This is a genomic window from Bradyrhizobium valentinum, from assembly GCF_001440405.1.
Taxonomy (GTDB): domain Bacteria; phylum Pseudomonadota; class Alphaproteobacteria; order Rhizobiales; family Xanthobacteraceae; genus Bradyrhizobium; species Bradyrhizobium valentinum.
Genome location: NZ_LLXX01000050.1, coordinates 80,385 through 92,328, shown reverse-complemented (window position 1 = coordinate 92,328; position 11,944 = coordinate 80,385). Strand labels below are relative to the sequence as shown.

Annotated in this window: 9 protein-coding genes and 2 pseudogenes; 4 read left to right on the top strand and 7 right to left on the bottom strand. The window is 61.5% G+C overall.

All coding sequences use genetic code 11. The features are described from left to right. Window positions 1-119: 119 nt before the first annotated feature. From CP49_RS49190 to CP49_RS09075, 4 genes and pseudogenes are all read left to right on the top strand, one after another. Window positions 120-578: pseudogene (locus CP49_RS49190) on the top strand (CHASE3 domain-containing protein); the annotation flags it as partial. A 189-nt stretch (window positions 579-767) separates the two neighbouring features. After that, window positions 768-2,312: pseudogene (locus CP49_RS42505) on the top strand (PAS domain-containing sensor histidine kinase); the annotation flags it as partial. A gap of 152 nt (window positions 2,313-2,464) precedes the next feature. Continuing rightward, window positions 2,465-2,668 carry a hypothetical protein gene (locus CP49_RS09080; RefSeq protein WP_057849928.1) on the top strand — a complete coding sequence of 68 codons (204 nt, stop codon included), beginning with the start codon at window positions 2,465-2,467 and terminating at the stop codon, window positions 2,666-2,668. Between the two features lie 255 nt (window positions 2,669-2,923). Further along, window positions 2,924-3,403: a Crp/Fnr family transcriptional regulator gene (locus CP49_RS09075; protein ID WP_057849927.1), complete on the top strand. Its 480-nt coding sequence runs from the start codon at window positions 2,924-2,926 to the stop codon at window positions 3,401-3,403. A gap of 95 nt (window positions 3,404-3,498) precedes the next feature. Here CP49_RS09075 and CP49_RS09070 read toward each other — a convergent pair whose 3' ends face one another. The 7 genes from CP49_RS09070 to CP49_RS09040 form a co-directional block, all read right to left on the bottom strand. Beyond that, window positions 3,499-4,293, bottom strand: coding sequence for a substrate-binding periplasmic protein (locus CP49_RS09070; RefSeq protein ID WP_063791656.1), 795 nt, complete (start codon window positions 4,291-4,293; stop codon window positions 3,499-3,501). After that, window positions 4,286-4,495, bottom strand: a complete 210-nt coding sequence (locus CP49_RS49185) for a c-type cytochrome (protein ID WP_082645941.1) — start codon at window positions 4,493-4,495, stop codon at window positions 4,286-4,288. The genes CP49_RS09070 and CP49_RS49185 overlap by 8 nt, the downstream gene beginning before the upstream one ends. A 258-nt stretch (window positions 4,496-4,753) precedes the next feature. Continuing rightward, window positions 4,754-6,493, bottom strand: coding sequence for a pyrroloquinoline quinone-dependent dehydrogenase (locus CP49_RS09060; RefSeq protein ID WP_057849952.1), 1,740 nt, complete (start codon window positions 6,491-6,493; stop codon window positions 4,754-4,756). A 529-nt stretch (window positions 6,494-7,022) separates the two neighbouring features. Then, complete coding sequence (locus tag CP49_RS09055) at window positions 7,023-7,994, bottom strand: fatty acid desaturase (RefSeq protein ID WP_420807596.1); 972 nt, start codon at window positions 7,992-7,994, stop codon at window positions 7,023-7,025. 529 nt (window positions 7,995-8,523) lie between these two features. Continuing rightward, window positions 8,524-9,573: an MBL fold metallo-hydrolase gene (locus CP49_RS09050; RefSeq protein ID WP_057849926.1), complete on the bottom strand. Its 1,050-nt coding sequence runs from the start codon at window positions 9,571-9,573 to the stop codon at window positions 8,524-8,526. A gap of 347 nt (window positions 9,574-9,920) precedes the next feature. After that, entirely contained in the window at window positions 9,921-10,292 is a 372-nt protein-coding gene (locus tag CP49_RS09045) for a nuclear transport factor 2 family protein (RefSeq protein WP_057849925.1), read from the bottom strand. A 184-nt stretch (window positions 10,293-10,476) separates the two neighbouring features. Then, window positions 10,477-11,715, bottom strand: a complete 1,239-nt coding sequence (locus tag CP49_RS09040; RefSeq protein WP_057849924.1) for a vanadium-dependent haloperoxidase — start codon at window positions 11,713-11,715, stop codon at window positions 10,477-10,479. Between the last annotated feature and the right edge of the window lie 229 nt (window positions 11,716-11,944).

Here is an 11,944-nt window from a genome sequence, read left to right as displayed (position 1 = left end):
CCGAGCATGCCGGTTTCTATTTCACCCGCGCGGGCCTGGCTGTGTTTCGATTATACTAGCAATACGTTGCGGCGGCATCAGAAAACAGCCACTCTCGCGAGCATCGAAGGCTTAAGGCCATGTCAGTCCCTCTGAGCCAGTCCTCTCGGTGGTTTGCTCGTCCGCTGACGCTCGTGGTCGCGGTGCTTCTGGCTGTAGTTGCCGCGACCGGGTTTCTCGCCATCCAGTATCGTCAGGAGCGACAAGCGGCAGATCTCTTGTTCGAGCGTAGCCGCCAGGTGCTCGAGACGCTGGATCGGCTGCGGACGGTCATCGCCGACGTGGAGGCCCAAAGGCGCGGGTATCTGCTGACTCTCGACCCCTCATATCTCAAGGCCTACGGCGTCTCCGACGAAAGCGTACGCCGAGACGCCCAGGCGCTGCAGGCTCTGGTAGCGAGCGATCCATTGCAGAACCATCGTGCCGGACATCTGGCGCTGACCGTTACAGCAAAGCTGCGCGAGATCGATGACATCGTCAAAACGGCCAGCACCTCCGGGCTGGCGGCGCTGGCGATGATCCGCAGCCTGGACGAGATAAGGTCGCAAATCGACCAGATGGTGGACCACGAGCGCTTCTTGCTCGTGGATCACGAGAAGCGCGCCGAGGCACTCGAGCGACGCAAAGCCTGGTTGATTGCTGCGGCCGTCGTCATTGTCGCAACCTTGGCAGGGGTGGCGTTGGCGCTTGCACGGCTCGAAGCGAGACGGCGTAGAAAAGCGACAGAGGAGAACGTTCGGCTCCAGAACGATGTCGCAGAGCGCGAAAAGAAGATCCGGCGCCTGGTCGACGCCAACATCATCGGGATCATCATCTGGGAAGTGGACGGACGCATTCTTGAGGCCAACGACGCGTTTCTCCGCATGGTGGGATACGACCGGGAGGATCTCGCCTCGGGTCGCCTGCACCGGGCAATGCTGACGCCGCCGGAATGGCACGAGCGCGACGCGCGCACCGAGGCGGAGCTCAGGCGGAGCGGGACTGCGCAACCATTCGAGAAAGAGTACGTGCGAAAAGACGGAAGCCGCGTCCCCGTGCTGATCGGCGGGGCGATGTTCGAAGAAGGTGCAAATCAAGGCGTTGGCTTTGTCCTCGATTTGTCCGAGCGCAAGCGGGCGGTAGAGGCGCTGCGGCAGAGCGAGGAGCGCTTTCGCACCCTCGTGCAGTTCTCCTTCGACGTGTATTGGGAGACCGATGCGCAGCATCGCTTTATTCACCAGGAGTTCGCGGACAGCCTTGCCGACGCGCCGGCGTCGGGCTCCGAGATCGGTAAGACACGTTGGGAAGTGCCTTACGTGGAGCCTGATGAAGAGACCTGGCGCAAGCACCGGGAGACGCTCGATGCCCACCTGCCGTTCCGTGATTTTGAGCTCGCGCGCCTTGCTCCCGACGGGAGCAAGCGTTACGTGTCTGTCTCCGGGCTGCCTGTGTTTGACGATACGGGGCGCTTCGTCGGCTACCGCGGCGTCGGGCGACACATCACCGAACGTAGGCTTGCCGAAGAAGCCTTGCGCGCCATGCAGGCGGAGCTCGCGCACGTCAATCGCGTCACCACGATGGGACAACTGACGGCCTCGATCGCCCATGAGGTCAACCAGCCGATCGCCGCGACGGTTACCAACGCCCAGGCCGCCCTGCGCTGGCTGCGCGCTCAGCCGCCCAATCTCGGCGAGGTTCGCGACTCCCTCGGCCGTATCGTCGAGGACGGCCAGCGCGCCGGCAACGTCATCGGCGGGATCAGGGCCCTCATCAACAAGTTGCCGCCGCGGAAGGATCGGTTCGACCTCAATGAAGCCATCGTCGAAATGGTCGTGCTGACCCGAAGCGAAGTAGTCAAGCATGGCATCTCGCTACAGACCGAACTCGCGCCCGGCTTGCCGATGGTGGAAGGCGATCGTACCCAGCTACAGCAGGTGATCCTGAACCTGATCCTCAATGCCATTGAAGCCATGGGCGGCATCGACTGGGGGAGGCGCGAGCTCCGGATCAACACCGGGAGGGAGGCCGGCGGCGGCGTGCTCGTCACGGTTCGCGATTCCGGCCCGGGCCTGGACCCGGCGGATGTAGAGCACGTTTTCAAGGCCTTCTACACCACGAAGCCCAAGGGCATGGGCATGGGCCTCGCTATCTGCCGGTCGATGGTCGAGGCTCACGGGGGACGGATGTGGGCAAGCGCGAACGAACCCCGCGGCGCCGTCTTTCAATTTACCCTGCCGCTGGAACGAGACGAGAGCATTCCAGCCCAGCACGTCCGGCCGAATCCAGCCGCATGAGATTGCAGGTTGCGAAAAGCAAATTGAGATCCGTTCATGCTCCAAGCGCCGCGATGCAGCGCAAACCTGAGCCGCCAGTGATCCGCTTCACAAAGCTTGCGCGTGAAATGCGATAGACAGCTCCGGCATGCGAGATTAGGTCGGAGCTGTAGGTGAAACGTCAGCTCTCAGCATTGGAAAAGCAAGCTGCCGACGCATTGCGCCGTGCAAGAAGGTTGCCTGTTGGTGCGGCCCGCAATGACCTGCGCCAGCTCGCCATGGGGCTGCTCTGGCTGCACCGGAACGGCATGGACGCGCTGATGAAACAGCGCCCGACGTCGCAGTTGCCTTCAGACGGCGAGGGGGTCGGTCAGTAAAGCTGCCCGATCGACTCGAGAAGCAACGTCACACTTTCTTCAAAAACTGCGTGCTAAGTAGAGCCAGATCGTCATGGCCGGATGTACGCCGTGGCTTTTCGAGCCCCGGCTTCATGCCGGGGTTTTTCGTTTTGCCGGCTCGATCGGCAGCCCGACACTTCGAGCGAGTATTCTTCTCAGACAAGTATTCTTCTCAGATACATCCTGTCGGTTTGGCCCGCTTGCCGCGTCCGGCAGCGGGAGTATGTTACGGTGATGGCTGTCAGCTCTCCCGATCTGAAAGCGTTCTTGGTCGCCACCCCTTTCTTCGGCGGCCTCTCGGACGCAAGCCTCGATCTCCTGGCGTCAATGCTGGTCGAGCGCCGCTTCGACGCCGGCGCCACTGTGGTCGCGGAAGGAGAGCCGGGGCGCTCGATGTTCATTGTTCACTCCGGCGAGCTGGTGGTGAGCAAACTGGGAGATTCCGGGCGCGTCATTCGCATGGCGGATCTCATGCCTGGTGATTTTTTCGGCGAAATGACGCTTATCGAAATGCAGAATCGATCGGCCACCGTGGTCGCGGAGAGCCCAACCGTGCTGTATGAGCTTACGGCCCAAAAACTCTACACGTGCTACAAGTCCGACATCCATGCGTATGTGATGGTGATGCAGAACATCAACCGCGAGCTCTGCCGGCGGCTTCGACGCGCCGATAATCGCATTGCCGAGCTGCAGATGCATCACGCGAGGCAATGACGCAGATTCGCGCGCGTCGTCCATGTCTCAGTTGGGGCCATTCTCAGACATCGGCGAACGTTTCGTAACAATCCGCCCAAACCGCTACCGCAGCCTCACTGCGGAGGTCGCAGCTCGATGCCGTAGCGAGCATAGATCCGCGCGATGGTGCCATCGGCGAGCAGGGCCTCGATCGCCGCATCGACACGCTGCCGCAGCTTGTCGTCGGGGCGAAGCAGCCCAGCCGCGATATTCCAGTTCAAATCCTGATCGTTGTCGAACGCCGGAATCAGGCGCAACGGTTTGTCGGCATGCTGCAGGTTGAACCAGCCGACCGTCATCGGTGTGACGGCGGCTGCCTCGATCTCGCGATTGGCCAACGCCGCGACGATATCGTCCTCGAACACGAACGGAGACGTGGCAGTGCCGCCCTTGGCGAGCGTCATGGAGACCAATGAGCCGACCGCGACCCCGACCCGCTGATCGGAACCGAGACTTGCCAGCGACGACGCCGGCGAATCGCTGCGCACCGCGAGCACGACGCCGCTGCGATGATAGGGACGCGAAACCCGCACACCGCCTGGGGGCTCCGTATCCTTGCGCGCGATGACGTCGAGCACGAGGTCGCAATCGGCGCGGCGATACTGGATCGCACTGACCACCCACTCCCGCGTCAGCTTGACGCCGAGTTGCTCGGCAATCTTCTCGCCGAGTTCGATCTGAAATCCCGGTACGGGTCCCAACTTGCTTGCAAACGGCAGCGCGTTGGGGCTGGCGCAGAGCGTCAACGCGCCGCGCTCGGTGATGGCTTCCAGCGAGCGGGCATCGGCAGATGCGTTACAGAGAACGAGCAGCGATAGGCTTGCCGCGTACCGGGCGAGGCGATACGCCGCACAAGGCGCCCTAGTCATCCAGCCCTCGAATGTAGGCCAGAAGCGCGCCGATCTGGGCGTCATTGAACACCTCACCATACGCAGGCATGGCGCCCGTCTTGCCCTTCTTGATACGCTCGATGAGGTATTCGTCGCTGCGCTCGGACTTCGACAGCTTCGGACCCCTGCCAGGATGGCGGCCGCCATCCTGGTGACAAAAGCCGCAGTTGCTTGTGAACATTGTCCGGCCATCGAGGTCGTTCGGCGAGGCTTCAGCTTGCGCCGGTGGACTTGGCGAGCCCGCAGGAGCCGACTGTTGGGCGAACGTGGCTGTCGACAGCCATGGCCAGATGATGGCCAGGGAAGCAGCAGTTACAAACGGTATTCGCATTCCAGCATCCGTATTCACCGCAGCGCGGCAATGTATCGACGCAAGAGCGGCAACGTATTGGTCGGCAGGGCGGCAGGGAGAGATCAATCCCTGCCGCCCGCGCCATCGTCATTGCCTGAGCGCGAAGACCACCAGGGCTCCGGTATTCTTCGACATGCTCTTGAAGGGCTCGCCGAAGAGCGCGACAAACTCGTCGCCCACCAGGCTGCCCCAGCCCGCCGGTACGGCGACGTACTGCTTGCCACCGGCCATGTAGCTGATGATGCCGCCATTATGCCCCACGCCGTTGTTGCGCGACCAGAGCTCTTCGCCGGTGTCCGCATTGTAGGCGTGCACGACGCCTTCGGCATCAGGCACGAATACCAGATTGCCCGCAGTGGCCAGAACGCTGGCGAGCGGCGGGTACTTGTAGTTGACCTCCCACTTCTTGGCGCCGGTCACCGGATCACGGGCGCTGAGATGACCACGGGCCGGTCCGTCCGGTGGCGCCACAGCCTTGAACGTGGCGCCCAGATTGAGCTGGGCCATCGGCTCCAGGACCGGCGTGGTCTTCTCGACGGTCAGCTCCATGCACCACTCCTGCCCGATCCGGTAGAAGAGCCCGTTCTTGGGGCTGTAGGCGCCAGAGTTCCAGCTAATGCCGCCCATGATTGCCGGGCACAATGGCGGGTCCACCTTGCCTTCCGAGAAGTCACGGCGACCGATCAGTTCACCGGTCTTCGGATCGATGCTCTTGACGAAGTTGATGTTCTTTACCAGCGGCCAGACGTTCTCGACCTTGGCGTTGGAACGATCATAGACGAAGACGTATCCGCTCTTGTTGGCGTGCACGACGAGCTTCTTGCCGCCACGATCGAGCATGACGAACTCGCCCACCGAAGAGTCGAAATCCCAGGCATCGTGCGGCAGCTCCTGATGATAGAATTTGAGCTTGCCGCTATCAGGATCGAGCGCGATGACCGATGTGGTGTAGAGATTGTCGCCCGGCCGCGGTCCGCTCTTCTTCCAGTCCGCGCCCGACCAGTCATAGAGCGGGGCGGGGTTGGCGGTGCCCCACCACACCGTATTGGTTTCCGGGTCATAGGTTCCGGGCATCCAGCCGCCGCCGCCGCCGGTCCGCCAGGAGTCGCCACCCCAGGTCTTCATGGCCTCTTCAGTACCGGCGACCGTGAAGAACTCCCATTTCTTCTGTCCGGTCTTGCCGTCCACGCCGAAGATCGGCCCGCGATGGGGCCATTCGCCGCCTTGGGCGCCGATGATCACCTTGTCCTTCACCACCAGCGGAGCGCCGGTGAAGCCGACAGTCATCTTCTTGGAGTCCAGCAGCTTGGTGTCCCATACTGGCTTGCCGTCCTTTAGATTGAGCGCGATCAGGCGCCCGTCGACCGTGCCGACATAGAGATTGCCGTGTCCGATGGCGATGCCGCGGTTGTAGGGCGAGTGCGTCTGCTTGGAGACCAGGTCCTCATCGAGCTCCGGCGCGTAGGCCCAGATTGTCTTGCCAGTCGCGCCGTCCAGCGCATAGATGCGACTGTAGGAGCCCGAATAGTACAGCACGCCGTCAAGGGCCAGCGGCGTTGACTGAACGCCGCGGGTGGCGCGCTCCGGAAAATGCATCCAGGCAACTTCGAGATTCTTGACGTTGCCGGTATTGATCTGGTCGAGGCCGCTGTAATGGTAAGACTTGTAAGTGCCGTGATAGGTCGGCCAGTCGTTCTGGGCCGCCTCGGCATTTAAGGCCGCTTCTTGAGGCTGCGTCGGCGCTTGAGCGTGCGTCGGCGAGGCAGTGACCAGGGCAGCCACCGCCAGCGCGGCGCAGCCGGCGAGATATCGCTCATGGAAAGTCATCTGTATCCTCCCCTTGTCGTTTGTTTGTTGGGCCGAATTTTCGTCGCTTGCAGGATGCTCTGGCGTCAAAGCCTCATAGGGTAAGAAGTTTACGGTCAGGAGTTCGAGATCGATGCATCGGCCGGCGCGGCTACCGTCGTGAGGAGACAGCAGCACGTCTTGTCGGCTGAGTGAGAAGTTGTTGTCGGGAAAGGCGCCATTCAGGGCAGGGCGGCATACGCCGTCATGGCCAGGACTTGCCTGCCTCATGCTGCGCCCGGCGATGTCGGTGCGATGCACCATGACACGTTCCTCGATGCGCGCCCATTAGTTGACCGGATTGTTGTTTTTTTGTGGAGCGCGCCAGCCGGCAGTGGCAACCCTGCGCTGAAGTCCTGGTCATTCCGGCCGCGGCGCGCGGCAGCGCCGGCCGCGCATTCGCGCATGCCGCGCTGCAGGACCAAGCGCCTTACGACTCAAGCCGGATATGACGTGATGTCTGAAAGCCGCGGCCGCTACGGTGACGGGGCGGCGAGATTGTCACTGCTTCCTAAACGTCCCGCGCCCTGATTTCCCGGAACGACACCAAGCGGCGCTGCGCCTCGTCCCATAACACAAGCCGTACACACCGGAAGCTCTGCAGCAGCGTTATGCGACCAACGTCGCGCAATTCAGGGTGGTCGTGCAGCACGCGCGGCAGCCGGTAATAGGGAATGCGACTGGAAAGGTGATGCACGTGGTGAACACCGATGTTGGCCGTGAACCAGCGTAGCAGCGCCGGCAGTTCGTAATGTGAGCTGCCGTGCAGAGCGGCTTGATGCAGGTTCCAGCTCTCGTCGCGCTCCCAGGTCGTGTGCTCAAATTGATGCTGCACGTAGAACAGCCATACGCCGGCGGTGGCGGCGAGGAGGATAATCGGAAGGTGCACGAGCAGGACCGCCTTGATGCCGATAAACCATGTGAGCGTAGCGACGATGACGGCAATCGCGAGATTGGTTGCCATTGTACTGGCCCAAGGCTGCCAACCATTGCGCATGAGGCCGACCGGGAGCCTCTGCTGCAAAAGAAACAGATAGGCTGGCCCGACCCCGAACATGATCAGCGGGTGGCGGTAAAGGCGGTATTTCAGGCGACCCCACCAGGGAAGGGCGCGGTATTCGCGCACGGTCAGCGTATCGAGATCGCCGGTACCGCGGCGATCGAGGTTGCCGGTGGTGGCATGATGCGTCGCATGCGAGCGGCGCCAACAGTCGTAGGGCGTGAGCGTAAGCACGCCAAGGACGCGGCCGACCCAGTCATTCGCCAGACGGCTGGCGAAAAAGGTGCCATGACCGCAGTCGTGCTGGATCATGAACAGGCGTACGAGAAAGCCCGCAGCCGGAATCGCGATAAGTAATGAGGCCCAGGCATAGCCAAGGGAGAACGTGAACCAGGCCGCGGTCCACAACATGATGAGCGGCAAAGCCGTGATCGCCAGTTCGGCAATGCTGCGCAGCCGATTTGGGGTGCTGTAGTCGTCCAAAATGCGCCTCCAACGCCGCGCGTCGAGGACGTCATCGCTCCCATTGGGAGGCCCAAAGCTCTCTTGCCGGTTGGACCACTGCACAGCGCTCTTTTGCACGGAGATATTCCTTCTGACTGTGCACGGAAGATCGAAGCACCGATGGATCGGCACCTTCGTCGGTTGATCGATTTTTTGGAGAAGGGTCTGAAACGTGCGTGCCTGTCAGTAGCGCAAGGCAAAGCGGCCCAGTCTTTCGGCCAAGTGTCGACAGCCCGACATATGGACACGAATGGGGGTGACGTCAAGGACTGCAGCCCCGTGTGTTACCGGTGTTCCCTTGGGGCATTTTTCGACGTGCGCGGATGGCGGATGAAGTCCGCTTTGCCTCCGGTCAACAGACACCGCCGGGGCGGTTCTTCACTTCCGAAAGGTAGTCAATTCTGACCTTCAGGCGCATCTCTGAGAGGTCACCCCTCCGCCGTTTATGGCAATAGCGCCATCTCGTCCTGCGCTGTGCGTCGATCGTGCTCAGGCGCGTTGAGCGCCTTCACAGGTGCGAAAGCTTTGACCGTTGGCTCCGCGCCTGGCGAATGCCGAAGGGGTCTTCGCGGCGAGCGAGGTTTCGATAAGTGGTTAGGTCGTCCTCTTGGAACGCGGGCCCCTCGCCACGTCGGCCAACAGAGCCCGTGCTTGGTCCCAAAGGCAGCGAGGTGCCAACGCCCGCATAAAGGTAGCGATCACCGAACGCCTGCTTCAACGCCGCGAAGGTCGGCTCACCCGTGCAGTGGCCCGGAGCGATGTTCTCTACCTTGAACGTATCCTTGAGCGCTGCCACGGATTTGGAGATGACGTCGTCCGCTGCGACGACGAGATGGAAGCCGCCGGCGATCAGACGAATTTTGGGACTGATGGCCGTCGCCGCCTCGACGATTTTTTCGACCCCCGGGTGCGCGCAGCCGACCACGAGCACTACACCGTCCGAAGTGTTGACAGCCAGGGACAACTCCTTGAGCTCCCTCGTGCCAGGGGCGTCGGATACCAGTGCTATCAAAGTAATGTCTGGGGCGATTTCCGTGGTCTTGTCTATCAGCTCGATGTTGGCGCCCTGCCAGGCGGTGCCGAATTTCATGACTTCCGGCGGCCTGCCGTCGTAGTAGCGCATCTCGGGCGGCAAAGTCTCATCCTTGCGGTAGAAGCTCGATGGCAGCGACGAGCCGTAAATGCCGAATCCTTCCCTGGGTGCGTAGATCTTCACCGTCGGATTCACGCTTAGAACATAGTTCAGGCCGGCCATGTGGTCGGAGTGGCGGTGCGACAGGACGACGAAATCGATGTTGGTGAGGTCAATACCCTTCGCCTTGACGTTAGCTGCGAAGATATCTGGATCGTTGCCTGTGTCGAATAGAATTCGTTTACCGGCGACCTCCACGAGCGCGGAGAAGCCCCAATCCTTCTTCATCGCGGCATCGGTGCCGAATGCGTCGTAAAGGATGGTGATCTGGCTGTTGGGCTCAGCCTCGGCCGTTGTAGCAGGGGCAAACATGGCAGCGGCACCGCCGAGTGCGGCCGCAAAGAACAATGCTGCACGAAGTTTCATGGAAGCTCTCCTTCTTCGAGAACACCCCTTGAGTTTGCATATCGGAACGTCAAGCGACTTCGCGATGGGGCTGCTGCACTAGCTCGGCACCACGCGGACGATATTTTGATCTATGAAGCTTGTTTGATCAGCCGGTCGCCGTTGCACGCGCCATTCGGGAATTATCGCAAGGCGCTTTGGCCGCTGATCAGCGCACGCATGAGTACGCCCTATTTTCGGAAGTGTCACGACAAAGTCGCGACGCAAGGCAGAGCGCGCTTCCCCTCAGCTATGGGTGATATAATGCACAGCGAAGAAAGAGCCTTCTGAAGGAACGATGTCCGCTTCGGGTGCCCAATACCAAAATCTCAATCGACGATTTTCCAGTACGAGTCCTTGCGGATCACCTTGCCATTGCGGAACGTATAGAAGTCACAACCTCGGACCTCCTTTTTCGTGCCCTCGCGGGTGGTGCCTGTGAGGGTCCATTTTGAGATGCCGGTATCGGCAGCCGCATCCACAAAATGCTCATCGTTGCCGTAGTGGACATCGGGCAAGCCTTCAAAGCGTGCCGCCAGCGCTTCTCGTACATTCCCTTTGCCCTCGAAACGGGAGCCCCAGGGCCTGCTTCCCCTCGGCATCTCCAAGACGCAATCGTCGGAAAAGCATGCCATGATGCGATCAAGATCGTGCGCGTTGAAGGCTTCACATAGCTCCTTCAGTGCGGCTCTAATGTCCATTTGCCGTCTCCATCCCAGTTGATTTTTTTTCGCGCGCGTTCGACGGTCCGAGGTGGGTCATTCGCCGCGCTTGAGGGTCGATCAATCAGTTCCAGTCTATTTCGGTTAGCGAACATTCGCGGGATAAGTTGCGTGAAAGCCCCGGATTCACATCCGGGGCTTCGCGCGTGGCCGGCTCAAGCGCTCAACGCGCCGGCTTGAGCGTATTCTCGATCATATAGGCCGCGACCTTTCGGCCCACGTCCTCGCTAGTGCGGATCGCGAATCTATAGTGCACGCCGCCCCACACGCGGACATTCTTCTGCTCCTCGGCCATATCGGCCAAGCTGGCGAACGGCCGCGTCCGCTTCGCATCCCGCACGTCGGTTGCCGTGAAAGGAATGGCCTTCACGGGACCGAACACCGATTCCAGAACCGCCGACGCGATGGTTGCGTTGATGGTCGCCTGCGAGGGGTATTCCGGATGCATCGGCGTCGGGTTGAACGAGGTCCAGCCGGCATCGCGCACGGTGGCATCGTTGCCGTCCTGGTCACCGTTGCGGATCGCGGTGACCGGGCGCCAGAGATTGTAGGTGTACTTCGCGTCCCAATTGACGATGTAGGCGTTCGCCAAACTCATGTTGAGCAGCGCGAACAGTCGGGCACATTCGGCGAGCGGCATCTCATGCTTCATGGCGAGCTCGCGTGCCGCCGCCTGCCATGCCGGGCCGAAATTAATGTTATCCCAGAACCTGACCGCCTCGGTCTGCTCAGCGGTACGCGCCGTGCTTTTGGTGCCGCCGAGGCTCTTGACCTCGTTGTAGTCCCGGGCCCACTCGGCGCTCGACAGTGCCGGCGGCGGGCCGGGCCGGAACTGGTCGGCACTCCCAAACACCCATGGCTTCGCATGCGCATATTGCTCCAACATCGGCAGCGTGGTCGGCACATATATCCCCGGGGCAGTGTGCGGCCGGTAAGTGTCGGGAGCGTTGGTGCCGTCGTTTGCGCGGTCGGCCTGTACCGCGTCGGCGACCGCCATACCCAGCTTGATGCCTTCGTCCTTGGCAGACCCGTCAGGGATCGCTTTGAGCGATGCCGCGTAGGCCTCTTCGATCTTGTCTTTCTTTGCCGGGTAGATCTGAATGAGGATCTGCCGCGCGGCCGTCGCGGCCGCGGCTTCGGCCGACGCGTCAGGTGAAGCCGGAACCGTCGCGACCACGCGGGTGTAGCGGTTATGCACGGTATTGATCGCATCCGACATCGCAACATGCACCATGGCCAGGGTGCGCAGTCGGGGGTTGTTGCCGATGTCGCTGGACACCAGGGTACTGGTGGTCACGTTCCAGTCAGTGACGACATCGGCGCGCGCTGATGCGCTGAGCAGCGCAGCAGCGATGATGCCCGGCAGCAAGGTAGCTGCCGTCAGTCCTGATACGGATTTCATCGGAAGACTCCGTTTTGCCGCCCACGCGATGGTGTGTTGTTTCACGCCAGGTGGGCATGGGCATTTTAATCCTCGTTGTCGCGCCCTGATGTGAACTGGCTCACCTGTGGTGCGAGACATCCGAGCCGGGCTATCGGCTTTTGCCGCACGTGAGCCATCTGCGCGCGATGGAATCGGTCGGCCGGCCCCCGACCGACAATCTCGTTGATCCCACCGTCAGCTCAGGCCT